Source organism: Pseudoalteromonas sp. SR43-3 (assembly GCF_014163875.1).
GTDB classification, from domain to species: domain Bacteria; phylum Pseudomonadota; class Gammaproteobacteria; order Enterobacterales; family Alteromonadaceae; genus Pseudoalteromonas; species Pseudoalteromonas distincta.
Window position 1 is genome coordinate 205,481 of sequence record NZ_JACJEC010000001.1, and the last position, 25,789, is coordinate 231,269.

At 37.3% G+C, this 25,789-nt stretch carries 21 protein-coding genes; 2 read left to right on the top strand and 19 right to left on the bottom strand.

Features of this window, described 5'->3' with window-relative positions; translation table 11 throughout:
- Window positions 1-293: 293 nt before the first annotated feature.
- From H5088_RS00890 to H5088_RS00955, 14 genes are all read right to left on the bottom strand, one after another.
- On the bottom strand, window positions 294-1,118 hold the full coding sequence (locus H5088_RS00890; protein WP_182751988.1) for an alpha/beta fold hydrolase: 825 nt from the start codon (window positions 1,116-1,118) through the stop codon (window positions 294-296).
- Between the two features lie 369 nt (window positions 1,119-1,487).
- On the bottom strand, window positions 1,488-1,916 hold the full coding sequence (locus tag H5088_RS00895; RefSeq protein ID WP_024604388.1) for a response regulator: 429 nt from the start codon (window positions 1,914-1,916) through the stop codon (window positions 1,488-1,490).
- 96 nt (window positions 1,917-2,012) lie between these two features.
- Window positions 2,013-4,883 carry a response regulator gene (locus H5088_RS00900; RefSeq protein ID WP_182751989.1) on the bottom strand — a complete coding sequence of 957 codons (2,871 nt, stop codon included), beginning with the start codon at window positions 4,881-4,883 and terminating at the stop codon, window positions 2,013-2,015.
- Window positions 4,880-6,046 carry a hypothetical protein gene (locus tag H5088_RS00905; RefSeq protein WP_182751990.1) on the bottom strand — a complete coding sequence of 389 codons (1,167 nt, stop codon included), beginning with the start codon at window positions 6,044-6,046 and terminating at the stop codon, window positions 4,880-4,882. Before H5088_RS00905 ends, H5088_RS00900 begins: the two co-directional genes overlap by 4 nt.
- Before the next feature lie 9 nt (window positions 6,047-6,055).
- Window positions 6,056-6,871 (bottom strand): type II secretion system F family protein, encoded by an 816-nt coding sequence (locus H5088_RS00910; RefSeq protein WP_182751991.1) that lies wholly within the window; start codon window positions 6,869-6,871, stop codon window positions 6,056-6,058.
- Complete coding sequence (locus tag H5088_RS00915) at window positions 6,868-7,743, bottom strand: type II secretion system F family protein (RefSeq protein WP_182751992.1); 876 nt, start codon at window positions 7,741-7,743, stop codon at window positions 6,868-6,870. Before H5088_RS00915 ends, H5088_RS00910 begins: the two co-directional genes overlap by 4 nt.
- A complete protein-coding gene (locus H5088_RS00920; protein ID WP_182751993.1) occupies window positions 7,736-9,034 on the bottom strand; it encodes a CpaF family protein in 1,299 nt (432 codons plus the stop codon). Before H5088_RS00920 ends, H5088_RS00915 begins: the two co-directional genes overlap by 8 nt.
- 6 nt (window positions 9,035-9,040) lie before the next feature.
- Window positions 9,041-9,808, bottom strand: coding sequence for a hypothetical protein (locus tag H5088_RS00925; protein WP_002960857.1), 768 nt, complete (start codon window positions 9,806-9,808; stop codon window positions 9,041-9,043).
- Between the two features lie 83 nt (window positions 9,809-9,891).
- On the bottom strand, window positions 9,892-10,281 hold the full coding sequence (locus tag H5088_RS00930) for a hypothetical protein (RefSeq protein ID WP_007586679.1): 390 nt from the start codon (window positions 10,279-10,281) through the stop codon (window positions 9,892-9,894).
- Between the two features lie 374 nt (window positions 10,282-10,655).
- Window positions 10,656-11,333 (bottom strand): lipopolysaccharide assembly protein LapB, encoded by a 678-nt coding sequence (locus tag H5088_RS00935; protein WP_138489063.1) that lies wholly within the window; start codon window positions 11,331-11,333, stop codon window positions 10,656-10,658.
- Entirely contained in the window at window positions 11,330-13,249 is a 1,920-nt protein-coding gene (locus H5088_RS00940) for a pilus assembly protein N-terminal domain-containing protein (RefSeq protein ID WP_182749449.1), read from the bottom strand. Before H5088_RS00940 ends, H5088_RS00935 begins: the two co-directional genes overlap by 4 nt.
- A 212-nt stretch (window positions 13,250-13,461) precedes the next feature.
- Window positions 13,462-14,034, bottom strand: coding sequence for a tRNA-(ms[2]io[6]A)-hydroxylase (locus tag H5088_RS00945; RefSeq protein WP_165743839.1), 573 nt, complete (start codon window positions 14,032-14,034; stop codon window positions 13,462-13,464).
- 47 nt (window positions 14,035-14,081) lie between these two features.
- Window positions 14,082-14,714, bottom strand: coding sequence for a sulfotransferase (locus H5088_RS00950; protein ID WP_182751994.1), 633 nt, complete (start codon window positions 14,712-14,714; stop codon window positions 14,082-14,084).
- Between the two features lie 14 nt (window positions 14,715-14,728).
- A complete protein-coding gene (locus H5088_RS00955; protein WP_002962524.1) occupies window positions 14,729-15,100 on the bottom strand; it encodes an MAPEG family protein in 372 nt (123 codons plus the stop codon).
- Between the two features lie 152 nt (window positions 15,101-15,252).
- Here H5088_RS00955 and H5088_RS00960 point away from each other — a divergent pair, with 152 nt between their 5' ends.
- Window positions 15,253-16,605 (top strand): DUF2254 domain-containing protein, encoded by a 1,353-nt coding sequence (locus H5088_RS00960; RefSeq protein ID WP_182695943.1) that lies wholly within the window; start codon window positions 15,253-15,255, stop codon window positions 16,603-16,605.
- A 16-nt stretch (window positions 16,606-16,621) separates the two neighbouring features.
- Here the strand turns inward: H5088_RS00960 and H5088_RS00965 are convergent, their stop codons facing one another.
- The 3 genes from H5088_RS00965 to ggt form a co-directional block, all read right to left on the bottom strand.
- Complete coding sequence (locus H5088_RS00965) at window positions 16,622-17,347, bottom strand: SIMPL domain-containing protein (protein ID WP_024604383.1); 726 nt, start codon at window positions 17,345-17,347, stop codon at window positions 16,622-16,624.
- 153 nt (window positions 17,348-17,500) lie between these two features.
- The gene (locus tag H5088_RS00970) at window positions 17,501-19,195 is read right to left on the bottom strand and encodes an NAD-dependent malic enzyme (RefSeq protein ID WP_002962527.1); all 1,695 of its coding nucleotides are present in this window, start codon (window positions 19,193-19,195) and stop codon (window positions 17,501-17,503) included.
- Between the two features lie 142 nt (window positions 19,196-19,337).
- Window positions 19,338-21,116, bottom strand: a complete 1,779-nt coding sequence (gene ggt / locus H5088_RS00975) for a gamma-glutamyltransferase (RefSeq protein WP_182751995.1) — start codon at window positions 21,114-21,116, stop codon at window positions 19,338-19,340.
- Window positions 21,117-21,213: 97 nt separating this feature from the next.
- Here ggt and rrtA point away from each other — a divergent pair, with 97 nt between their 5' ends.
- Window positions 21,214-21,798 carry a rhombosortase gene (gene rrtA, locus H5088_RS00980; protein ID WP_182751996.1) on the top strand — a complete coding sequence of 195 codons (585 nt, stop codon included), beginning with the start codon at window positions 21,214-21,216 and terminating at the stop codon, window positions 21,796-21,798.
- Between the two features lie 81 nt (window positions 21,799-21,879).
- On the opposite strand, the gene H5088_RS00985 is transcribed toward rrtA, so the two are convergent.
- Together H5088_RS00985 and H5088_RS00990 are read right to left on the bottom strand one after the other, a co-directional pair.
- Window positions 21,880-24,384: a prolyl oligopeptidase family serine peptidase gene (locus H5088_RS00985; RefSeq protein WP_182751997.1), complete on the bottom strand. Its 2,505-nt coding sequence runs from the start codon at window positions 24,382-24,384 to the stop codon at window positions 21,880-21,882.
- A 132-nt stretch (window positions 24,385-24,516) separates the two neighbouring features.
- Window positions 24,517-25,680 (bottom strand): endonuclease/exonuclease/phosphatase family protein, encoded by a 1,164-nt coding sequence (locus H5088_RS00990; protein ID WP_182751998.1) that lies wholly within the window; start codon window positions 25,678-25,680, stop codon window positions 24,517-24,519.
- Between the last annotated feature and the right edge of the window lie 109 nt (window positions 25,681-25,789).

Here is a 25,789-nt window from a genome sequence, read left to right on the forward strand (position 1 = left end):
TTTATTTTAAGTAACCATACGGTGTATTAAACGAGATGGATTGCAGTTATGTTAAATTGACTTCTAATGAATTTAATTGAGCTACGGGCTTCATTATTTAACGTTAAGCTGCGGTTTTTGGATGTTTATTACTTGCTGATAATTAAATCTTTATCTATGAACAATACCGTTTGATGGTTATTTGCAGTCAAACGGTATTTTATCAGGCTTTTTATTACAAATGCTTAGTACCTTAGTTTATGCGGTAATGCTTTATTTATTGATATCTAAATAAAGTAAAACCAAATAAAATTTTAAAACATTTTGCCTACCATAAACTCTTCAATAAGTGTAGATACTTTATCTGGATACTCATCAACAACCCAATGTGCGGCTTTATCTATCCAAACCAATGATGAATTTGGAATTGCTTCTTCTAACATTGGCGCATATTTTGGCTTTTGAAATTTGTCTTCTTCACCCCATAATATAAGTGTTTCATGAGGTAAGCTTTTAAGATCGCCTGCAATAGCTTTTGTATATTCTTTATTGAGTCTGCGCATGTTACTAAATAAAGCGGCTTTTCCTTGCTCGTTGCTCCATGGTTTTAAGTATATTTCCATTAACTCTTCAGTCATTACGCTAGAATCGTATACACCTTTTGGCATGAAATCTCTTAATGTATCAACAAATTCAGCTACACTTGTCTTTTCTTCTACACCAGGTTCTAGCAAAGGTTCAAATTCTGGTATTGGCCAAGAATCAAAACATACACTATCTATTAAAACTAATCCGTTTACTTTATCAGGATGATTTACCGCCATTAATTGAGCAACACCACCACCAATATCATGTGCAGCAATATTAACTTTAGAAATACCGAGTTCTTCCATAAACTTACACATTATTCTACATTGCGCATTTATAGATACATCGGTGTTAATTGGCATATCTGATTCACCAAAGTTTAGTAAATCAGGCGCTATTACTCGATGTTCTGATGCGAGTTTGGGCATCACATTTCGCCATAAAAATTTGTTAGTTGGTATGCCATGTATTAATAATAAAGGTGTGCCTTGTCCCATTTCTTGATAAGCAATTTGATGACCTTCTACTGTAACGTACTGTGTTTTGCTCATAATTTTGCCTCGTTAACTTTAAAAATTATAATGTTTCGTGAACTATAAAATTGGAATATAACCTTATAAAGCAAATTCCATCCCAAGATGAGTATTTTTTAGTTATTCAAAAATTATAATAATTTAAAGTCAAACCCAAACCCTTGTAATACTTGGGCTCTAGGCTAAGTAAGTTTATTTGTTTTTTATTATTATAGAGTTTGATAATTGTGATTGTTAAACCACTTTATGAAGTGTGAAGCGTTTGCTCTTAAATATGCAACAATTACAAAAGCGAAGTTGCTACTAATTTGAAGAAATTATTCTTATTAAATAGTTTTTAGTAAGTAATAAGTAATAAACACCGAACCGCCCTACTATTGCTATTAATCACTTTAAGAAAGATCTAATATTTTCAATTAATACACCTTGCTTAACTGGCTTTAATAACAAACCATTAAACCCAAGCTTTATATATTTATTATTACTATTTTCGTTTTCACTAAATGTATGCGCAATAATTTTCGTTGCTGATGCATCAGCGTGCTTTCTTATTTTTAGCATTGCGTCGGTGCCCGTAAACTGTGGCATGACTATGTCCATTAAAATAATATCGTAAATATTTTGAGAAACCATTAATAGCGCCTCTATTGCACTGGATGCAAAATCTATTAATATGTTTTCTTCTTTAAGCATTTTTCTTATTACAATTTCTATTAGTAAATCATCATCGACTAAAAGCAGTCGTGTAGTTTTATTTATAGGTTTTACTGTATTAAATCCGATAACTTCCATCGTATCTTCAATCGTTTTTTTCATCTTTTACCTCGAATATATTACGCTATATGTAACACCAACCGGCATTAATATTTTATCGTTACATAAAATCTACATTAAGGCGGTTGGTATAGCGGCCTATCTTTTTAAAATACGTGCTATTTGGTTTATTAATATGCCTTGTTTTACAGGTTTTAATAGCATGTCATCAAAGCCCTGGTTTACATATTTAGATTCTGGATCGGGTGTCGATGTATGTGCAATTATTTTAGTTTTAGAATTATCACTGTGTTTTTTAATTTTTAACATAGCATCAGTTCCTGATAATTCTGGCATTACTATGTCCATTAAAATAATGTCGTAACTGTTTTGAGATACCATTAACATTGCTTCTATAGCACTGCGCGCGTAATCTATTTTAATGCTCTCATTTTTTAGCATTGCCCTAATAACAATTTCAACCAGTGGATCGTCATCAACCAGTAATAGCGTGTTTTGTTCTTCATTAGTTAATGGATTAATATTTACTAGATCGGTAGTTATTAATGGACTGTTTAATACTTCTTGTTCATCATCTTTGTTTTGTTTACTCGCTAGGTTTACCAACATAGAAAGTGATATCGTCGTTTTATTTGCATTACTGCTAATAATTATCGCTTTCCCACCAAGCATTTTAAATATCGAGATAAAAAACTTTAACTCTAATGATAAGTCTTTATCATCTATAAAGCGTGTTATATTATCACCCGAAATGCTTTTAAGTTCAGTTATAAAATGGTTAGTGTTGATTAAATTACTTAATGAAAAGTCGAGGTTTAAGTAATTACGAGTACTTTCTTTTTTAATCTGAGCGTCAATTGAAAGTGTTGTATTATTTGATGAATCCAAAACTTCAGTAACTAACTGAATAACCAGTTGAGAAATTAACTTTTCATCGCTTGCTACCGTTAACTCTGATGTAATATTATTTTTCAAAACTATTTTATTATTTTCAGCCTCTTTCGTTAAAATTGACATGTTATTATTGATCAGTTTCTTTAGGTTTACGTTTTTGGCTTGAAGCTTTAACTTACCTATCTCTGATTTATTTATATTTACGAGCTGTTGAATCACACTTTCAAGCTGGTCGCACACATCAGAAATATTCCCTACATTGTTTTTAAATTCGTTAAAGCTTATAGGATCTTTTGATATTTCAATTAATGACTTTAAAGATGATAAAGGCGTTTTTAATTGACGGCTAAGCCTTGAAACAAATTTTTCTTTTAATTGATTTGTCTGTTTAGATTTTTCGAGAACATCAGCGAGTAAACATTCTTTTTGATGTGCCTCTGTATCATCTCTAAAGTAGCAAACAAAACCATTAAAATCTGTATGTCTTTGTAATACAGTTATCCACTTCCCGTCTGTAAAACCTATATCTATTAATTGGTTACGATCATCATCAAGCTTATGATGCTCATGGTAATGATTTATAATATTATGCTGTTGCGCAATACTTATCATCTGGCTATACGATAGCTGACTGTTTTGTTTATTCACCTGTGCAAATAAAAGATTAAATGCATTGTTAGTAATCACAGGAAATTCGTGGCTATTAAAAATAGCAAACCCATGTGGCAATGCATCAAGAGAACTTGAAAATAGCTCTTCCCTATTAAGTATTAACTGATTTTTTTGTTTTATTTCATTGTGTAAACGCCTAGGCAAACGTAAAAAATAGTACACGAATGCGAATACACAAAAGGCGATCAGTCCTAATCTAATTAGGCTATATTTAGTTATTTGTGGACGTACTATTTTATTCATTGGTTGCACATGTAAACGCCAAGTAGGTGGAAAACGACTGCTCAAAGCGCTAATACTATTTTTAATTATACTGGGGTTTACTTCTCCTTGTTTTCCTAAAGTAAACTGTGGTGTTGCTATAAAAACGTTATAATTTTCAGTGTTTAATTTGCCAATAACGGCTTTTAAAAACTTACTTAAATCAAATGCTGTAAGTGTATAAATAGAGCCTTGTTTAATTTTTATTTCAGAAATTAAGAAGGCCGTATCTGCAACAGTAAATACTTCTACTGCTTGTTTATTCGCTCTATTATTGAATTTTTCTAACCAGTTTTTAAATCCATACGCGGCTAAATCAAAATTATTTTTTGACCAAAGTGCAAGTTGGTTATACTCAGAATCAAACACAACATACCCTTTATAAGTTAAGCTTTGTGAAACCTGACTCTGTACTAAATCATTAAGCTGCTCTTTTGTATAGCTATTTTGGCTTTGTAAAAAGCCTGCGATAACTAAATCTTTTTGCGATATATATAATCCTTGATTATCAAATCGCTCTAAAGCATTAAATAACGTTTTACGTAATTGCTGAGTTTGTTCATTGTAATTACTTTGTAGCTCCTTTTTTTCTATAGTATAAAGAAGTAATGCAGTGAATGAGCATAATACTAATGCGATTAAGAATGCCACGGGCGCTAAACTAAATACATGAATATACTTTTCCCCATAATTTTTTTTCACAGGATTAGTACTTTGATTACTTACTGAATCTGAATTTTTATTTAACTGTGTCTGCAATAATTGAGCAAATGAAATAAACTGATCTTTTTGTGAACCTATTAATGTTTTAGGTGCTAAATCAGCCATCAGCACTACGCCAATTAATTTATTAGTGACACTATAAATTGGATATTGTGCATAAAAACGAATTAATTTGTGCGTGTTGTTTGATACATCATCAAAAAAAGTATCTTCAAATAAATATAGTTTTTCTTGTGTGCAGCGTTGATGATAGCTTAATAACTCATTTTCGACACTTTCTTTATCGTTGCAGGTTATTAACTGCTCTGAATAAACTTCTCTAAAATCGATAAATTTAACAATTGGAACATCATAAAACTGTTTTAGTAGTGTTAGCGTTTCTTTAATTTCTGTTGATATTTCATCAGTTGGTGTATCTACTAAATTAGCATGTGAGGTAAATATATTTGAGGCGTTCATTGACGTTCTCCTTCCCCTTTTGGGGGAGTATGTATCCACGTTGTACTGTTTTGGCCGCTATGTACTGGCAGTAAAACTTTAAATGGTGGCGTTAAACTACTAAGAGCAGGTTCGCCTGTGGTGATATTAATTACTTGTTCTGCATTAACTAAATTAAGTGATGTTTTGCAATATGTAATACCTGGCTCAATCCCTATTAAGCTCAGTGTTTCACTAATGATAAGGTTATTTACTAAATCGATACCGACCAGCTCAAATGTGGTTTGTAAAATAGTGAAAACAAGTGTTTCTACAATGTTTTCATCATCTTCTAAGCGTGTACCTTCTGGGCAGCATATTGTGCCAAGCTCTATATCAACGTTTGTGCCTATACCTACTAATGAAAGCGCATTAAGGGCTGTATTTAAAAGCGGTTCTACCTGAGGTAAATATAAATCAAGTATGTCACCTTGCGATTCGTACCCTGTTTGGCATGTATCACACGATTGCGATAAACCTTGATCGCTTGTACCTAAAAGTGGGTTTCCTAAAGCTGTTACTCCAACTAAACAACTGCTGTCGGCTGGTTGCTTATCTATTTCAAAGCTTTCACAAGGTGAGCCTGTTACTACTTTTTGCGATACATAACGAGATAGAATTTGTTCACTATTAGCAGGGCATTGTTGTGGCGTACTTCTTAATAACTGACCAATAACGGTGTTACCTAACTGCCCTATTGCATAATTTGGACCTTGCTGCAGCGCATTTATATAACTTACATTACCGGTATTATTTAGTTTACTCACACCTTGGCTGTCTGTTGCTTCGTCGCTTAAGCCCTTTAAACACGGGTTACCTTGGCAATTTGGAGCATCGTAATAAACAGCTTCTCGCGAGGTAAACCTATCATCTCTTATGCCTATTAATGCCCTGTACGTGTTGTTTGCTCCACGATCTGTATAAAAAATGAGTGGTGCTTGATGCTCATCAAAACTTACTGCAATACCGAGTGGTCTATTGTTAGCATCAACTACAGTAATTTGATTATCTACCTTAGTTTGATGGCGCTTAATAAGGGCATCCCTTACTAAAATAACCCCACCAATTGAGCCAATAATTAAAATAGTTATAATTAATATAAGCTCAATAGTAAGTATGTACCCTTGTTGATAATGCTTTTTCATATCAGGCTCCTATAACACTTCTACAAGCATTTTAAGTACGTTCATTACTTGTAATGCTGCGGGAAAAAACACCAATACCAAAAACATCGGAAAACAAATTAAGATAATGGGAAAGGTTGTGTGCATCGCTTTTTTGTTTACCTTTTTAGCGAGTAAAATGTTCTTTTTTAAAGCTAGGCCTTCAAGTTGAGCCTCTACTGCTTGGATAAGTGGCGTACCAAGTTTTGACCCTATTAACATTAAGTTTGCGAGTTTTTTAATTCCTAATACGCCGGTTCTTTCAAAAAGTGAATTAAATGCAAATTCACGATCTTTACCTGCGCTTAGTTCGAATAAAAATAACTTTAGCTCTTTGTATAATGGGTGTTTGTGACTTAATCCATGATCAACTGCTAGTGCAAATGAACGCTCTAGTGAAAATCCAGCGCGCATGTAAACCAGTAACACCCGTAAAAAAAACTCTAAGCTATTATTTATAACAGTTTTACGTTGATTTTTACGTAACAAAAACCAGCATTCGGGTGCAAAAAAACACACAAAACACAGTAATAATTTAATCGATTGGCTCAGCTCGTACCCTGTTAGTTCTATAACTGTAAATGAACTAAAAGTAGCTGCCACTTTAAAGCAGTACAGGCTTATTAATATTTTATTAACTTGAATTCCTGCTTGCCTTAATTGACGTTTAGAGATAATGATTAGCGGATACCAATTAATGTTTTTAGTATCGGGTTTATCTAATTCGACTTTAAGAGATTGCCTATGAATATGGATAAACGAGCCCATACTTACTAAAAGTCCGATAAGTAAAAGTATATCAATCATAATGTTACCCTTAAGCTAAGGCGTAGCCATAAAAAGCCAAATAGCTGACAAAGAAGCGCAACCGTTATAAATGCAATCCCATTAGGATCGTTTAATAAAGGTTCAAACCAGGTTGGATCGGTATAGCTAAATAAAGGAATTAGTGCGTAAGGTAAAAAACCACTAAATACAGCAGCGTACTTAGTACCCGAAAGCTTTGCTTTTAGCTGTTGGCGGTCGAGGGTCCGAAGCGACATCATGTTGCATACGCTTTTTAGCATGTCAGTTAAATCGCACTGGCTTTGTGTATGTGTGATGATGCTATGAGCAAATAATCTTACGGTCTCGCAGTTGTATCTTTCAATTAACGGAGCAAACGACGTTTCGGCGTCACTACCCATGCTCATGCGTTGTAATAGCAAAGAGCTTTGTTTTTTTATATATGAGTCAGCATGTTCATCAGCAAACTGCATTGATTGTTGTAGCGACAGCCCCGTACTTAAACACGATTGTACGGTTTCAATAAATTCTAAAAAATGATGCTCAAATTTAGCTAATTTATAATGAGCCAAGTCAATAACAGTTATAAAACAAGTTACAAAGACCACGATTGAAATAATAAACGCGCTGGTTGATGCCTCAGGGTAATATAATTTAGCTAAAAACCATGAACTACTAGAGAGCGAGCACGCCATGCTTATAAACCAAGCGTTACTTATGTTTAAGCCTAGTACTCGTAATGACAAAGTAAGGACGTCTTTTTCTTCTAAAATATCTGCGTTTTTAGCGCTCTGGTTACTTTTATTTTTAGCATACAAAGAAACCAACACACTAGCTGCAAGTACAAAAGTAATAACCGCAGCAATAGCTAATAAATAATCAAGTTTAGTCATTGTTAGCCTCCGGGTTATTGCGCAGTAATGCTTTTAATTCTTTTGCATTTGCGCCTTGGCCTTTCATAAACTCAATAACACTTGAGTTATCTATTAACTCACTTTGTACAGGCTCTGCTTCGTTAATACTATAAAGGGGGCTGAAATGTGCGCCGCCATTAACACGCTTAATTTCACCAATACTTTTTAGAGTTCGGGTACCATTAGTTGAGCGAGAAACATGCACTATAAGTTGAATACTAGACGATATTAACGAACTTGTATGGGTATCACTCAGTTGTGCATTGTGTAACTGCACTAAAGTAGATAAACGAATAACGGCATCACTTGCGCTGTTAGCATGTATGGTCGTCATCGAACCTTGGTGACCACAGTTCATTGCTTGGAGCATATCGATTACTTCGCCTGAGCGTACCTCACCTACAAGTATTCTATCTGCGCGCATTCTTAGGGCTGCTTTTACTAAATCTCTTAGGCTTACTGCACCTTTACCATCGCTGTTTGTGTCGTGGGCTTCTAATTGCACAACGTGGTTGTGATGCAAATTAAGCTCAGCACTTTCTTCAATGGTTACAACACGTTCATTTGGGTTAATTGAGTTAGCAAGTACGTTTAATAATGAGGTTTTACCTGCACCTGCATTGCCACACACTAAAATATTAACGCCTGTTTTAACTGCGCTTTTTAAAAATGATAAGATGTTTTTATCTAAAAAATGATTATTAACTAAAAAGTCATCGTTTATTTTTTTATGATTAAACTTACGAATCGATACAATCGCGGCGCTGGTACACGCAGGCGGTACAATAATATGAACTCGGCTACCATCTTTTAGTTTGCCATCAACAATCGGCATAAGCGCATTGACTTGTCGGCCACAACCATCAAGTAAGCGATCAACAAATCGGCGTAAATGGCGTTCGTCATCAAACTTACTGGCAGTGCAAAGTAGTTTGCCTTGTTTATCAATCCATATATCTTGCGTGTCGTTTATTAAAATATCACTAACCTGATCGTCCAGCATAAACTGTGCAATAGGTCCCAAGCCTTGAATTTCATCAAAAACAGCCTGCACAACCTGCTCTTGTTGATGTTGGTTAAATGAAGATTGATTAAATTGTGGAATTTCACTACACAATGCAGAGATTTTTTCGAGAACATTACTTGATAAAAGCGCGGTTGGTTCTTGTTCGTACTCTTCGATAACGGCATCGTGCAATAGCTTTTTAAGCTCTTCAAAGGTACTTAAACTGGTTTGAACTTCTTCATGTTTGCTTGATAAATTAAACATAAAAACTCACTTAGCTACATATACAGCTTCATTTTTAACGCCTTTAACCACTTCGATTGTGCGACTGGTTTGTAAGCGTGAAAAGTTTTGCAAACGACCTTGTTCAATGTCATAAGCGCTATGCACAATAATTGAAACTTTGTCGGCGTTATCTATACCCGCCAACGAATAAACATCTTTTGGAAGTACCGCAAGGACTAACGAAACACCGCCTGTAGCAGAATTAGACTCTTTAGCTAAGTTATCCATTACGCCATTTTTTTCGGCTTGCGATTTAGGGCCTTTTGAAACACCAATGAGCTGTACATCACGGGCAACTGTTCTTACTAGACGATTAGTTTTAGCGACTATGTCGAGTCGGTCACCTTTGTGTATACGCGAAAGCGGAATATCTAAGGTGTTTAGTTTTAAAGTATATAAAACACGCCCTGCTGGTATGGCTTCTGATAAATTTTGGCTTTTCGCTCTAATAAAATCTGTGTCAAATAATGGTTGTTCAACCATTTTATTAGTTGCTAATTTTTGACCAATTAATGCACGTGGGTTTTGAACGCTCAGTGCAATATTTGAATAGTTACTTGGATCTATACTCTTTTGCTCAACATCGTGAACGGTTACTGTTTGACCGGCCGACATATTTTTGTTTACTACCCAAGCTGTTACGCTATTTTCATCGTTTACCTGTCTAATACCCAAAGCCGAAGCTAACATGCCAGAGGTGATGAGTAATGTGAGAGCCGCTGTGGTTGCGCCTTTGTTACTTTTACTTTTCATAATATTCCTCCAGAGTAACTTTCACTGCCACAATTTTGTGGCAGTGAGCCTTAAGCTTGGTATTCAAACCTGGTTACCTTGCGTTAGTTACCTTGTGAACCGCCTGCTACTGTACGTGTTGCAGCATCACCGCTTGGTGTTGCATTAACAAGTGCGGCACTTTCACTAAAGTCTGATGCAACAAAAGTGAATGAACTACCATCGCCTGCGTACACGTCAACTGAATCTACAAAGCCTGAGCCAGACACTTCAGCTGTGCCTTCGGCGTTAATCATCCCGTCAAATACATAGCTTTGGTCAAGTGAGCCAATTGCTTCAGCTACATCTTCAAGTTCGCTGGTTACCGAGTCACGTAATGTAGATAAACCAATTACAAGTGCCGCTACCATTGAAGTAGAAAGAATGATTAGCTCTGACGTTAGTACAAAACCTTTTTGCTTTTTGCTATTTAAGTTATGTTTAATAGTTTTCATAATCGTAGCCTTTAAATTAGAAGAGCTTATGCTCACTTTATATATAGCGAGGACCATGCCAACTAATTAAATCCTTTAAATACATGTGGTTAGTGTGTTTAGATTATTTGTTCTTTAGCTGTTTTTACTTTTGATTTGCAAAATGCAAATCAATATTAAAAAATAATTTTTAGATACTTATTGTTAGAAACGCTCTGTTAAATTATTAAAACTAATAGGTATTCAAAAAGGGTTAAATATTAGAAGCAGTCTTGTGGGGTAACTTATAAAACGTATGATTAGCGTAAGCTCTACTACTATTTTTGATAAATAATAAAGTGGTTTTGGCTCCTTAATAATGCCAAATTTTATGTATAAAAAAAGGCCCGAAGGCCTTAAGAATAACAATTACCTAAAACAGAGAGTTTACCGCGCCTAGCAAGTGCTTTTTGATGCGTAGGTTCGACACGTAAAACTTGCTCATAATAGCCACAGGCCAATAAATTATTGGTATTAGCTTCTTCAATTAGGCCTTTATGGTAAAAATAGGCGGTGCTATTTAAACCAAACTTAACCGAAAGCTCTAAATAGTTTGATGCTACAACGTAGTTACCCTGGGCATAATGTATAGAGGCCATTTGCAGGTATGGTGAAGCATGTGTACCAAAAACATCTACGCCGTATTGGGCAATGCTTTTCGCTTTAGCTAAATTGCCTTGCTCAATTGCTAAAGTGACTCCTAAAGTAATTGCGTTTAACGGCGGGTTAGCTTTATTAAGCAAAGTGTTTATAACCTGTTGAGACTGATTAGCACGGCCACTTTTATAAAGTACATATGCCGATATTGAAAGTATTGCCGTGTTATCGGGGTGTTCAAGCATTAACTGATTCACCTCATGCACAAGGTTCAAACAGTCACTTGCATTAATACCTTCGCACTTTAATGGTTGGGCATTTAATTGGTATTTTTTAACTATGTCACCCAGCGCGTTGTAAGGATTTACTGTTGGCTTGTAATCAATATGAGCGCAACCCGATAAAGTAAGCAGTAAAATTATATAAAGTATTTTCATAGCCCTTGCTCCTGTATATAGCTAAGTATCTGGGTGTCTATATTTGCCTGTTCCCACGAACGTAAGGTATTAATTGGCTCACGTACCAGGTTTGGAGTTACAACAATTATAAGCTCGCGGTTGTTTTCACTTTTACTGGTTGTTTCGCTTAACTTTCCTAGCATGCTATTGCCGTTGCCATCAGGTACAAAGTCGTGGCTTGCATTGTTATCGGTGCTAATTAAGCCACCAATAATAAGAGGTTGTCCGTCTTTTAAACGCGTTGATGTTTGCATGCTGCGTGTATTAAATGCACTACTGTTCAAACTGCTGCCTGTGCTTTGTGCAATTTCGGCGGTTAACGTGGTATCGGGTAGCGAAATTACTGGGTTTAGATCAAGTGTGATTCTGTCTTTGTCGTCAACCATGGCGCGTACATTTAATTCAACTCCAAATGACTTAAATTCTGTGCCGCTAAACACCGACCCACTACTACCTTGCTGCCCGCTTGTAATTCCTGAAGGGCTATAACTTGTAGGTACGGGTACTTCTCCACCGACCTTAAATACGGCACTTTCACCAGCTAAAACCGTGATTGTAGGGCGAGAAAGCGTTCGAGAAATACCTTCTTGTTCAAGTAATGAAAACAACATATCAATGGCAAACTGTGAGGTAGAAAGCTGTAAGTTATTAGTTAATTGACCGCCAATTAATTGCAGCGCATTTTCTATTGTTGCAGAGCCTGATTCGCGTTCAGTCATACCGTCACGACCAAACAATCCCGCTTCTTTTTCGTACCCATTAGAGAGCACGCTAATATCTGGGCGCCATTGCTTTAATCTACGTTGATTTACTTCGTATAATTGCACCGACACACGCACTTGAGGTAAATCTTCAACTTCAATGCTCGACAAAACTTTACCGCCAGCCACTGAAAGCAACGTTGCTCTGGCAATATTAGAACTTACATTACTTAAGTTTAACCCTGATGTAGCATCGTTTATTAACCCACCCGACTCGTTGGCAAGCACTTCAATACCTGCGCTTTTATCCTGCGTTGCGCCGCCCATTAAATTATTAGGATCAAGAGGAGATCCCTGAGTTTGTAATGCTTGCTCTGGTTCGAATAATTTATTAATTGTATTTAATAAGCGCACTAGCTTTATTTGATTTTTTACAGAGCCTGACAGTAAAAATACATCGCTATCATCATTTGATAGCTCATCAACCGAGATGCGTTTAATGGTCACTTTATCTGCGCCCATTGATTTAATTACTTCGCTAATACGTTCTTCTTTTGGCTTGGGTGCTTGAGTTACTTTTATTAAATTAATAATAGCGACTTTGCTCGAGTTTTGAGAGGTACCACCGTTTGCGTTACCCAATCCTTGCAAGCGTTGAGCGAGAGAATTAAACATTCCTTGGTTAGGGTTTGAGGTAATAACGGGTTGTGATGCTTGTGAGCTACTGGCGTATAGATAGTTTTTTGCAGCTTCATAAGCGGCATGACGATAATTTATAGTAGGTACTTCACCGCGTAATACAACAGCATGGCGATCAGGTGCTATGGTTAGTTGCACGTCAGGGTGAATATCGTTTAAGGCATTTTCCAGTACGCTATAGTCTTCGGTAACACCAAGTAAAAATGTTTCCGAGCTTTTATCGTCGTACCACACCATCATAGATGTACGGCCTAACTTTTTAGCTAAAATTAGTAGTTCGCGACCATTAACCACGTTCACATCAAGCGTTGTTTCGTGGCCAAGTGCTATACGCGAAATATCACGGGTAAACACAAAGCGAGTATGTGTCCATTTAACTAAGTGTGATACTTTTTGTACCCGCTCACCATTTGCATTTTCTATATAATCTAAATGACTTTCACTGCCTACGGCGCTAAAAGATATTAGTAATAGTATAAAAGTAAATTTTAACATAAGCCTTTCCCTCAATTTGCTTAATGTATAGGTAGCAAGTATGAGACCAAACGCTTTTGTATTTATTATCAATGCATTAAGATGTGTGAAAGTGTGTTTTATTATTTTGATTCGCAAATTGCAAATCAATAATTCATGAAGGGTTTAACCAAGAAATGAGAGTAGAGGCAGGTGGCGCAAAGCGAATAAAATAGGCTCTGCGCTAATTTTAGTTAATGCAAAGCAGCTGTAAATGGGATGCTTTCACAGATTTTAGCTTCTGCTGTAAGTAACTCTTCTAGGCGAGTATCAACTTCTTCTTTATCAAAGTATTCGTAAGCAAGCTCTACAAAAAGGTTTTTATGTTTTTCTTCTGACTTGGCAATCGCAACATAAAAGTCTTTTTCTTTACCCTCAGGAAGTGCTTGTGCAACTAAAGAAAAACGCTCGTGACCACGTGCTTCAATTACACCGCCAACCAGTAATCGGTCCATTAAAAAACCATCACGACCATGTCTAAACAGTGCGCGTATTTGTTTTATGTACGGGTCTTTTTTGTCGTCACCTAAGTTTACATCGCGCTCTAAAAGTAACTTAAGCACTTGTTTAAAGTGTATTAATTCTTCTAATGCTAAGTCGGTCATGGCTTTTACTAATTTACGTTTGTCTGGGTAATGCGAAAGCATAGACATAGCCATACCCGATGCTTTTTTTTCTGCAGCGGCATGATCTTGTAAAAAAGTATTAAAGTCAGCAAGGACAACTTCGGTCCATTCAAATGGGGTGTGGTATTTTAATTCAAACATGTTCTGTACAACTTAAATAATAATGCGGGGATTTTAACGTATTTGATTTAAAAAATCTTGTAAGGCAGTAATTTATCTATGCGCCCTTTAGCCGTAGACTCAACTTTTAACGGGTGTTTAATATCGTTCCATGCAGTGACTTTTCCGCCCACATTCATTTTTTCAAAATCAGTTTTATCACTTTCTAACCCTAAAAAATTACACAACTTTTTGTAACTATTAGGCTTTGCTATATCAATGGATAAAAAATCGTCGTCACGGTTATTAAAGTACGTTTGAGCATCATTAAAATGTGTATCATAACAGTCTGCTAAGTAACTATCGTCGCTAATATTATCAAGCGAAAGCTCACTAAACGTATTTAAATAACAGCGTTTTATATGAATATTAAAGCCCCCGTCGCCGCGCGTTAAATTAGTGTGCATACGCGTTAAAAGCTGTTTTATTGATACAAGCCATGCACCAAGTTCGCGCTCTAAATAAATAAACTTAGAGTCTGGGTAATGAATATCAAGCGCTTTAAAGTCATTAAATATGGGAGTGTCGGAAATTGCGCTGGCATTTTGAAAACAGGCATTAGTATACGCGGTATGCGCTGTTGTAATGCCAAGTTCTAAAAATGCATGGCACACACTAGTGGTGCCGGTACGTGGTAAACCTATTATAAATATTTTGCTCATTAACTTTTCTTTAATTAGCCGCGTGTTACTAGTAATACAAAGGCGCTGATAATCATGACTAAAAATGTAGTAATAGTACCAATTTGGCGATATTTAAGGCTTTTTTCTACTATGCCTAAATTTTGAAACACACGCCCTACTAATAACGCACCACCTAATATATGGCAGTAATGGCTAGCAAGCCCTTGGTACTCTGCTAAAAAAAGCAAAATTAAAGCAAATGGCACGTATTCCATAAAATTTGCGTGGGCACGCACAGCACGTTGTAGCGTTGCATTACCGTTATCACCAAGCGATATTTGCTCCGCACGGCGCACTTTTATTACGTTAAAGCTTAAATAAATGTAAAAGAAGGCAAGTAATGCAGCATAAGTTGAAATGATCACGGCGTTTTCCTGTTATTTTTATCGCATAAATATGCGCTCTATTATTGTGGGCATGATAATAACACATAAATTTGAGCAGCATTATCAGAAGTTTAATAATTGCCTATGCTAAGCTAGAGGTATTAAGTTAGTAGAAAATACATAAGGATTTTATGTTTGTACCTCGTAAAGTAGCCGACAGTTACCGTGAAATGATTAACAGTATTGGCTTTTACCCTTCGATGCTTTCAGTGGGCTTTTTGGTATTTGCCATTATTACAATGTCGGTTGAATATTTAGCCCCTGTTGAGCAGCTAAAATCGTTTATATCGGTTGTACTTGTAGATAGCGCCGAAAACGCGCGGACTATTTTAAGCACTTTAGCGGGGAGTATTATTTCGCTTACCGTGTTTAGTTTTTCGATGGTAATGGTGGTTTTAAATTCAGCCAGCGCGAGTTTATCGCCCCGCGTAGTGCCAGGGCTTATTACGCGCAAATCACACCAAATGGTTTTGGGGTTTTATTTAGGCAGCATAATTTACTCTATTATTATGCTTATAAATATTAATAAGCTTGATGGTGGCAGTACGGCAATTCCTTCAATAGGTGTGTTGTTTGCACTTGTTTTTGGATTGATTTCATTAGGTTTGTTTGTATTTTTTATACATTCGATCTCACGTGCTATTCAAGTTGATAACGTGTTAAATGGCTTGTTTAGCCAAACTAAAAACGAAATTAAAACAATAATACAAAGACAACAAGAGAACCCAGTTGAAGACTTTCCTGACTTTAGCAAATGGCATTCGGTTAGCAGTAAAACAGAAGGATATTATAAAGGCGTACATACCGATAAGCTGTGTGCCATTTTGGCTGAGCAAGATATAAAGGTGTATATATCTGTAAACCAAGGCTATTTTACAGTTAAAGGTTACCCGTTTTTAAAATGTAATAAAGAGATAGCAAACGATGAAGAGCTGATTAATAAAATTCTCGACTGCTTTATTTTTTATATAGAAGAGTACATTAGCGATCATTACCGTTATGGATTAACGCAAATATCAGAAATTGCAGTTAAGGCAATGAGTCCAGGTATCAACGATCCCGGTACTGCGGTTAAATCAATTGATATGCTGAGTATTTTACTTATTCAACGACTTTCAATTAACGATATTAACTACTCGTTTAAGCACAGTGATAATGCCCCATTGTTGTACCTTCATGAAACAAGCTTTGATGAGTTATTACATGACAACTTTACACCGCTGCGTAATTACGCCAAAGGCGATGCATACGTAATGACAAACGTGCTTGAGGCATTCAAAAATATTTTGTTTGTAGCCCATAAAGATACCGATGCACGAAACAGTTTATTTAATTATTTAAATGCGATTGTTGATGACATAAATGAGCATGTAACTAATGAATACGACAGACGCGAAGTGACTAATATGCTCAACTCTATAGCGCGTATCAGCCAAGAGCAAGGTGAGAAGTTGGTGGCACGTTTTGAGCACCACCAAAAATAAAAACTTAAAACATAGTTTAATCTATGTAGTACACAGCATAGCTTGACGCTGTTACTTTAATCTCTCCAGCATGGTAGGCATCAGGTACATAGTTACTTGGTGCGCTATCAGCCATCATTACTTTTTCTGCGCGCATATAAGGCTGCGACTGCACATTGAGTGGACTTAGTGACGCGCTGTATAATCCTTTTAAATCAACGTCATAATCTTCACTAAACTCTTTTGCAGCATCCCGTGCGTCTTTAATTGCTAACTTTTGCGCTTTTTTATGCAGCTCGTTGTAGTTGCTTGCTAAAAATTGCGTTTGATTAATTTCGTTAATACCGTTGTTAACTAAGCTTTGTAGTAACTCAGGGTATTTATTTATATCGCTGAGTTTTACTGTTAACGTACGAGAAACCTTAAAGCCTTTAAATTCTTGATTACCGGTAGTGCGGTTGTATTGGCTATCACGGTTTATTGAAATTTGCCCTGCGTTTATATCTCCCTCTTTAACACCAATCTCTTTTACGAGCTTAATTGCCTTGGCGATAGTTAAGTCGGTTTTATTTTTAGCAGCAATTAAGTCTTTATCAACTTCGGTAATGCCTACGCTAAGCTGTACGTAATCAGGCATTGTAGTAAGAGTCGCTTCGCCTTTAACATAAATATGAGGAGCATCGGGAGTTGCTGCCGCAAGTGCATCAAAACTAAGTACGTTAAAAGCCAGTGCACTACCTAAAACCAGTGTCAGTGTTTTCATTAAGTCGATCCTTTAATTTTGTAAATATTATTAAAGACCTTACGTGGTTAATTAAATATGAACAAGCACAAAAAAACAGGCAATTGCCTGTTTTTTGTTAATGGCTGTAACTTAGCGTACAGCCTCATTTACTTTAAATTACGGGTACCGTTATTAAACACTACAACGTTTATAGTTACGGTATTTTGGTAACCAGTAATTTTTGTCGATTGCTGCCCATAACGCATCATCAGTAATCTCAAGAGCAACGCCCTCTTCGATTGCTTTTTTAGCAATGGCAAATGCAATACGTTTACTTAGCGTTTCAATTTCAGTCAAGGCTGGTAATAAACTACCTTTACCTGTGTTTGCACGCGGCGACGACTCTGCAAGCATTTCGCTAGATACACTTAACATTGCATCTGTAATGCGTGTCGCTTTAGCGGCAATAACCCCTAAACCAATACCCGGGAAAATATAACTGTTGTTACATTGTGGGATTGGGAACGTCTCGCCATTGTACTCAACAGGATCAAATGGGCTACCTGTGGCAACAAGTGCTTTACCGTCAGTCCACTTAATCACATCAGCAGGATGCGCTTCTACTTGCTTAGATGGATTACTTAATGGGAAAATAATTGGCTGTTCACAACCGGCATGCATAGCGCGTATTACTTGTTCTGTAAATAAGCCAGGTTGACCAGAAACACCAATCAAAATGTCAGGCTCAGCACAGTGCATAACATCAAGCAGTGATGCGTACTCGCCGCTGTACGTCCAATCACTTAACGAGCCTGTAGGTTGTGCAAGTGCTTGTTGGAAATCGCGTAAGCCTTCCATACCCTCACTAAGCAAACCAAAACGGTCAACCATAAATACTTGGCTACGCGCTTGTGCTTCTGAAATACCTTCAAAAACCATTTGGCTAATAATTTGCTCAGCAATACCACAACCAGCAGAGCCTGCACCCACAAATACTACTTTTTGCTGGCTTAGGGTTGAATTTTTAACACGACACGCAGCAAGTAAAGAACCTACCGTTACAGCCGCAGTACCTTGAATGTCATCGTTAAAGCTACAAATTTCATTGCGGTAGCGCTTAAGTAATGGCATTGCATTTGGCTGTGCAAAATCTTCAAACTGAAGTAATACATTTGGCCAGCGACGTTTAACCGCTTTAATGAATAAATCTAAAAACTCATCGTATTCGTCTTGAGCAATTCGCTTATGGCGTGCGCCCATGTACATAGGATCGTTTAAAAGCTTTTCGTTATTAGTACCCACATCAAGCATTACAGGCAATGTGTATGCTGGGCTTATACCACCACACGCTGTGTAAAGTGACAATTTACCAATTGGAATACCCATGCCACCAATACCCTGATCGCCAAGGCCTAAAATACGCTCGCCATCGGTTACAACAATAACTTTTACTTTACCTTTGGTAGCGTTGCGTAAAATGTCGTCAATTTGGTAGCGATCTTCATACGAAATAAATAAACCACGTGCGCTGCGATAAATGTCAGAGAATTTTTCACAAGCATCGCCCACTGTCGGTGTGTAAATGATTGGCATCATTTCTTCAAGGTGGTCACGCACTAAACGGTAGTAAAGTGTTTCGTTGTTATCTTGAATCGCACGTAAGTAAATATGCTTATTAAGGTTGTCGGTAAAGCTAGAATACTGCTGATAACAACGCTCAACTTGCTCTTCAATTGTTTCAAAGCGAGGAGGAAGTAAACCAGCAAGATTGAAATTTTCGCGTTCTTTTTTACTAAAGGCGCTGCCTTTATTTAATAGCGGTGTTTCAATTAGGCCAGGGCCAGAATGATGAATATATAAGTAGTTAGGATCAGTATTAGTTGTCATATTTCCAGGCTTTAACGGAGTCTTAAGTTATGATCTGTCATTATCAGTGTTAGAGGTTTAATTGCAACGACAATTAAGCTAGTCAGACCATTGAGAGAAAATACATGCGGGCTTCACTGCCCGCATGCATATTATACATAATTTAAAATTTGATAGTGGCGTTATTATCAGTTAAATCAGATAACGCAACACCTTCACGGCGCGGATCAGCGCCACCATATAAGGTATTATTTTTAACTTCAACTGCGTGTAAGCCTGAGTTTAAATCAATAATACGTACATTGTGGCCGCGTTTAGTAAGCGCAGGCGCAATGGCTTCAATGGTTGTGCCTTTTTCAAGGCTGGTGTAATCGTTACGATTTGTTGTACGCGGTAAGTTAATGGCGTCTTGGGCTGATAAATTCCAGTCAATAACACCCACAACAACTTGTGCAACGTAATCGATGATACGGCTACCACCAGGTGAGCCTACGATTAAGCGTAAGCTACCATCTTTATTAAATACCATTACCGGTGACATAGAGCTACGCGGGCGTTTACCAGCCTCTACACGGTTTGCTACAAGCTTGCCGTTTTTACGTGGCGATAACGAAAAGTCAGTTAGTTGGTTATTTAAAATAAAGCCATTAACCATAACCGTAGAGCCAAACGCCATTTCAATTGAACTGGTCATCGAAACGGCATTACCTTTACTATCTACAATAGATACATGTGAGGTAGAAGGTAACTCGTATGAATCATCCATTGCATAACTTAAGTACCCTACAGGATTACCTGCTACGGCTTTTTGGTCTGTTTCGGTAATTAATTTAGCGCGTGAGGCAATATAATCTTTGTTTAAGAGCTCTTGTGTAGGTACTTGAGTAAAATCGGGATCGCCCATGTACATATCGCGATCGGCAAATGCAATACGCGAAGCTTGGCTAAAGTAATGAATCGCCTTTTCGCCATTTGGCTTAAGTGCGCTCATATCTTTATGTTCCAGCAAGCCAAGCATTTGCAGTACTGCTACGCCGCCACTACTTGGTGGCGCCATAGAACACACGTTATAAGCACGGTATTGAATACATACCGCATCGCGCTCTTTACTTTTATAATCTGCTAAATCTTGTACGCTTAATTTACCAGGGGCAATTTTAGAGTGTTGTACCGCATTAACCATTTGTTTTGCATTTTCGCCTTTGTAAAATGCATCAATGCCCTGCTTTGCAATGTCTTTGTACAAATCAGCAAGTGGTTGATTCTTTTTAACACTACCCACTTCAATTAATTTACCATTTGGGTAAAAGTATTCGTTAATAATTGGCATGCTCAACACGCCAGGGTTTAACTGTCGGGCTAATAAGCCATGTAAACGCGGCGAAACTACAAATCCTTGTTCTGCAAGTTCAATAGCCGGTTTAAAAAGCGCTTCCCACGGTAATGTACCGTATTGTTTATGTGCGCCTGCAAAGGCATGTAAAATACCGGGTACACCAACAGAGCGTCCACCTACTACGGCTTCAATCCATTTAACGGCTTTACCGTGTTTATCTAAAAACAGCGTTTCGTCTGCATTTGCAGGTGCTGTTTCGCGGCCATCAAAACTAGTCAATTTATTGTTAGCTTTGTTGTAATACATCATAAATGTACCACCGCCGATACCTGAGGATTGCGGTTCAACTAAGGTAAGCACTAGTTGAGTAGCAATCGCAGCATCTACGGCACTGCCGCCTTGGGCTAAAATTTGTTGACCGGCTTTTGAGGCATATGGATTTGCCGCAGCTACCATGTATTTATCACCTTGCACCACTTTTTTATGGATTAATCCGGTAGCAGCTTCAGGTTCGCGAGTTTCAATTTGAGTTGTTTGCTGTGCTAATGAAGGCAGTGATACTGCGCACAGCCCAATGGCAAATAATGAGTTAAGTTTAAAATGCATAAAAATACTAAAAACACTTAATTACGTAGTTGTATTTGGCATCTTAAAGTTAAACGGGCACAATATGCAAAAATTTTGACTAAAAAAATATAATAAAATGCTTAATTTACCTATTCAACCTCGTTATATATTACCGCCTATTATTTTGCTGCTTTTTAGTACCATTTTTGCTGCATTTGATTTAAATAGTTTACTTGAATTTAACCGAAGCCTAATTGATGATGGCGAACTGTGGCGAATTTTTTCTAGCCAATTTGTTCATGCTAATTGGGCTCATTTGGGACTAAATGCCAGTGGTGTTTTACTAATATGGTTACTACATGGCGAATACACATCACCTACTCGTTACGCCGTTAATATAAGTGCGCTAGCACTGTGGTGTGGACTCGGTGTTTATTGGTTTTGCCCAAACATACATATTTACACCGGATTAAGTGCCCTACTGCATGGTGTAATTATTTGGGGCGCAGTTAAAGATATAACCGTAGGGCTTAAGTCGGGTTATTTATTATTTATAGGCGTATGGATTAAAATAGCGTTTGAGCAATTTAGCGGCCCTAATGCTGATATAGGAAAGCTTATTAACTCCACTGTGGCTATTGATGCACATTTAATTGGTGTAATTGGCGGGACCCTGCTTGCCATACCACTGGTTATAGAGCTCTTTAAAAAGAAAAAATAAAGTTAGATTTTGTTCAACCCAATAAAAACGCCGCATTAGTTAACTAAACCAATGCGGCGTTTTTGTTTTTATAATTAAAGCTTAAAGCGTTTCTTTAAATAATTTATGAATACGGCGGTATTCGTCTAACCAGCTTGAAGGCTGTACAAAGCCATGCGGTTCAACAGGGAATATAGCTGTTTCAAAGTTTTGTTTTTCAAGCTCTATTAAGCGCTGTACTAAACGCACTGAGTCTTGAAAAAACACGTTATCGTCAACCATTGGGGCATTAATTAATAAACGTTTGTTTAAGCCCTCAGCGTAATAAATTGGCGAGCTGCGCTCATACGCAATCGGGTCAACATCAGGATGGTTTAATATATTAGCTGTATAACCTGTATTGTAATGTGCCCAATCGGTAACAGGTCTAAGTGCCGCACCCGATTGAAACAACTCAGGCGCGGTAAACAATGCCATAAAGGTCATAAAGCCGCCGTAAGAGCCACCATAAGTGCCGACTGCTTTGGTATCAACGTTGGCATTTTGCGCCATCCATTTAACGCCATCGGCTAAATCTTGTGTTTCAGGCGTTCCCATTTGACGATAAATTGCGGTGCGCCAATCACGCCCGTAACCTTTAGATGCGCGGTAATCCATATCCATTACTATGTAACCTTCATCAGCGAGCAATGAATGAAACATAAATTCACGAAAATAAACCGAAAATCCCATATGTGAGTTTTGTAAGTAACCCGCGCCGTGGTTAAAAATAACTGCTTTGCGATTTTTACCTACTTCACCTTCAACGTAATCAGCTGGGTAGTACACTTTTGCGTATATTGGTTGTTCGGTATGGCTCGATGGCACAGCAACAATTTTAGGTGCAGTTAGCTTTTTAGCTAAAAACTCATCCGACACTGTATGAGTTAATCGCGTTGCTTTTGTATTGGCTTGTGCGTCAGCTACATAAAGCTCATTAGGCATCGTAATTGTAGAGTGCTTAAGGAGTAACTTGGTTTCATCTGGGCTCAACGTGTAATCGGTCATGCCGTTTAAGTCAGTAACTTGCTCACTCTTACCAGTTTGCGGGTTAACGCGGTAAATTTCGTACAGACCTGGGTGTTCAACATTCGCTTTATAATAAATTGCGCTGTCGTCACTTGTAAGCGTTAAGTTAGAAACCTCAAATTGGCCTTGTGTTAGCGCGGTTGCACTACCATTAACTGGTTTTTTATAAAGCTGGCTGTAACCCGACTCTTCCGATAGGTAATAAAGCGTGTTCGAGTTATGTAACCACCCAAAGTCGTTAAACGCATAAGCAATCCATGCGTCGTCATGCAGGCGATGTTGCGACACAAGTTTGTTGTTTTTAAAATCTACAGTAGCAAGCCAACGGTCTTTGTTGTCCCATGCTTCGAGCATGATAGCCACTTGCGAGCCGTCATCGTTCCATACTATTGGGCTTTGCTCAAAACCCCAGTCCATAATAAGGTTAATGCCACGAGGCGCCTTTTTAGACTTATATGCTTTACCATCACGTGCATAATTTTCTTTTTTAACTGCGGCTAAAACATCTTCGTCAAAGCCCGGTAAGGTATTAAAGCTAAGTGAAGTTTGTTCTTTGTTAGTTAAATTGATGTATACAAGCTTTGAGGTTTCTTCTTTAGCGTCAGCTACACGGCGGCGTGCTTTTTTAGGCTCAATGGTTGCATCATTAGTGATGTAATTTGGCATAATATCACCATCACCACGCCAATCAGTTTGCTTTTGTACAACGACTAATAACGCATCACCATTTGGCGAAAGCTGAGCCTCAGCAACTTTATTACCGTCACCTAAGTAGTAAGCCGTATTAGCAATTGAATCGTTTTGTTCATTAATTTGCTCATTACGTGCTTGCTTGTCTTTTTTATTTTTTTGTTGAAGCGCCACAAACTTAATCAATTTATGCTGCTCTTTAGCAATATACGTGCTTGGCTCTTCAATCCCTTTTGGCTCATCAGCAAGTTTTAAGTTAGCAAGCTCGCTCGTTAAGCCTGTTTTTAAATCAACTTTAAAAAACACATTGCCTTGGTGGTAAACTAAATCGCCGTTATTTAAAAATTGTGGTTTAGACTCGTTTGCTGATGTAGCTGTAATTTGCTTAAGTTCACCGGTTTTTAGGTTTTTAACAAACACATTGCCTTTAAATGTGTAAGCCGCCATTGTTTTATTTTTAGAATATACGGCTTTATTAGAACCCACAGTATGAAGTTTATTAAGAGCTACTTGCTCTGCTGTTTGGCTAGTAACAGATTGGCTAAATAAATTGCGTAATGTATTACCTTGCTCTTTTTGAGTATAAATAATAGTAGCTGAATCGCTTGCCCAATAAGCGCTCTCTGGCTGATTACCCATCCAATCGGGATCGGCCATTGCTTGTTCTAGCGTTATTTTTTGTGAGCCGATATCTGTTGGCGTGTTTACAACCGCAGCAACCTTGGTTGCTGGTAAAGCACTTTGCTGTGTTGAAGAGGTATTAGCGGTAGCGCTACAACCTGCAAGCATAACACTTGAGGCAACAGCTAAGGCCACTAACGTTTTAGATGAAGAAAAATTAAAAATCATAGTGCTTCTATACGGTTATTATAATTAAGCCGTATTTAAGCAGAAGCACTTAAGTTATTGCAATTTTTTAAGATAAATAGCCATTAAACAGGGTAAAGCTCAGTTTACTAGCGCTTCTCTTGTTAACAGGCGTTATTCAATTACCAAATCAAGCCAAACCATGCGGTGATCGCTCGATGCGTTTCTATCTTTAATTAAGCGATACTCACTACTCATTTTAGTAGGCCAAAACACACCACCGTCCTTAATTTTTAAACCATAGTTTGATGGTAAAACGTAATCAACACGGGCTTGCCAATTAGCACTGTAATTTTGTGCATATGGCACATCATACTGCTCTTTAGCACCTTCGCTTTTTGGAACAAAGCTTGCGTTGATAAGTGGGTTTTTAAGTAATTGGTCGGTGGTATTTGTACGGGCTTTGTCCCCCTCAGGGGCTGCATTTAAATCGCCTAAAATAACAAAACGAGAGTGAACTTTTAAACCGCCCTTTTCGCCTTTATCGTCATAAATATACTTAGCATTTGAAATGTAATCGGCAATTAACTTTACTTCATCGTGGTTACGCTTGCCGTTTCTATCCTCTTCACCGTCAAATACAGGCGGTGTTGGGTGAGATGCAATAACATGAATTGTTTTATCATTTACGCTAATAGGTAAATCCCAAAACGATTTAGAACTGAGCCTAAGTGCTTGCCATTCTTGTGCGTTATACCAGTGTTCACCTGTTTTAGGCATTACAGGCATTTGTGCATTTGGCATGTCTTTATATTTAAAGGTTTGAAGGGTTCTTACTTTATCAAAATTAATTGGGTATTTTGACAAAATAGCCATGCCATAATGCCCTTCAAAAAAGCCAAAGCCTTGTGCATCGCCCATCACGCCATTTTTTTTGCCATCGTTATCTAAATCAAACTCGGTAGCTAGGCCTGTATTTACTGGTGCAATATAAGAGTAAGGGTAGTTAATAGCGGCTTGTTTTTGCTGACCTACATTTAAATAATGCTGATTAAAGTATTCAATGCCTTGCTCTTTTGGGATGTAATCAAATTCGTTAAGTAAAATAATATCAGGGCGAACACGCTGAATAATTTCCGCTATGTTCTTAATTTGCTGGTGGTTAGCTTTAAGTGCATTAACTAAAGCATCACTTTTAACTTGCTCACCTTTAGGCGTGTGATTAGTTGCATCCATACTTACATTAAAAGTTGCAACACGAAGAGATTCCGATGCAAATGTATTTAAGCTAAATAATGCAGTAATGGCTAGCACGCCAGATATTGTTTTTAGTTTCATTGTTTTACTTCACAAATTTAAAATTAGACTTTAACAGTATTACATATTCAAAGCCCATTTTTATGACAAAAAAATACCGGCTTAAGCCGGTATTTATATAAAGGTATGA

What these genes read in the sequence shown, in the direction of transcription:
- H5088_RS00890 (WP_182751988.1), bottom strand. Translation starts at nt 1,118, where the DNA reads ATGAGCAAAACACAGTACGTTACAGTAGAAGGTCATCAAATTGCTTAT.
- H5088_RS00895 (WP_024604388.1), bottom strand. Translation starts at nt 1,916, where the DNA reads ATGAAAAAAACGATTGAAGATACGATGGAAGTTATCGGATTTAATACA.
- H5088_RS00900 (WP_182751989.1), bottom strand. Translation starts at nt 4,883, where the DNA reads ATGAACGCCTCAAATATATTTACCTCACATGCTAATTTAGTAGATACA.
- H5088_RS00905 (WP_182751990.1), bottom strand. Translation starts at nt 6,046, where the DNA reads ATGAAAAAGCATTATCAACAAGGGTACATACTTACTATTGAGCTTATA.
- H5088_RS00910 (WP_182751991.1), bottom strand. Translation starts at nt 6,871, where the DNA reads ATGATTGATATACTTTTACTTATCGGACTTTTAGTAAGTATGGGCTCG.
- H5088_RS00915 (WP_182751992.1), bottom strand. Translation starts at nt 7,743, where the DNA reads ATGACTAAACTTGATTATTTATTAGCTATTGCTGCGGTTATTACTTTT.
- H5088_RS00920 (WP_182751993.1), bottom strand. Translation starts at nt 9,034, where the DNA reads ATGTTTAATTTATCAAGCAAACATGAAGAAGTTCAAACCAGTTTAAGT.
- H5088_RS00925 (WP_002960857.1), bottom strand. Translation starts at nt 9,808, where the DNA reads ATGAAAAGTAAAAGTAACAAAGGCGCAACCACAGCGGCTCTCACATTA.
- H5088_RS00930 (WP_007586679.1), bottom strand. Translation starts at nt 10,281, where the DNA reads ATGAAAACTATTAAACATAACTTAAATAGCAAAAAGCAAAAAGGTTTT.
- H5088_RS00935 (WP_138489063.1), bottom strand. Translation starts at nt 11,333, where the DNA reads ATGAAAATACTTTATATAATTTTACTGCTTACTTTATCGGGTTGCGCT.
- H5088_RS00940 (WP_182749449.1), bottom strand. Translation starts at nt 13,249, where the DNA reads ATGTTAAAATTTACTTTTATACTATTACTAATATCTTTTAGCGCCGTA.
- H5088_RS00945 (WP_165743839.1), bottom strand. Translation starts at nt 14,034, where the DNA reads ATGTTTGAATTAAAATACCACACCCCATTTGAATGGACCGAAGTTGTC.
- H5088_RS00950 (WP_182751994.1), bottom strand. Translation starts at nt 14,714, where the DNA reads ATGAGCAAAATATTTATAATAGGTTTACCACGTACCGGCACCACTAGT.
- H5088_RS00960 (WP_182695943.1), top strand. Translation starts at nt 15,253, where the DNA reads ATGTTTGTACCTCGTAAAGTAGCCGACAGTTACCGTGAAATGATTAAC.
- H5088_RS00965 (WP_024604383.1), bottom strand. Translation starts at nt 17,347, where the DNA reads ATGAAAACACTGACACTGGTTTTAGGTAGTGCACTGGCTTTTAACGTA.
- H5088_RS00970 (WP_002962527.1), bottom strand. Translation starts at nt 19,195, where the DNA reads ATGACAACTAATACTGATCCTAACTACTTATATATTCATCATTCTGGC.
- ggt (WP_182751995.1), bottom strand. Translation starts at nt 21,116, where the DNA reads ATGCATTTTAAACTTAACTCATTATTTGCCATTGGGCTGTGCGCAGTA.
- rrtA (WP_182751996.1), top strand. Translation starts at nt 21,214, where the DNA reads ATGCTTAATTTACCTATTCAACCTCGTTATATATTACCGCCTATTATT.
- H5088_RS00985 (WP_182751997.1), bottom strand. Translation starts at nt 24,384, where the DNA reads ATGATTTTTAATTTTTCTTCATCTAAAACGTTAGTGGCCTTAGCTGTT.
- H5088_RS00990 (WP_182751998.1), bottom strand. Translation starts at nt 25,680, where the DNA reads ATGAAACTAAAAACAATATCTGGCGTGCTAGCCATTACTGCATTATTT.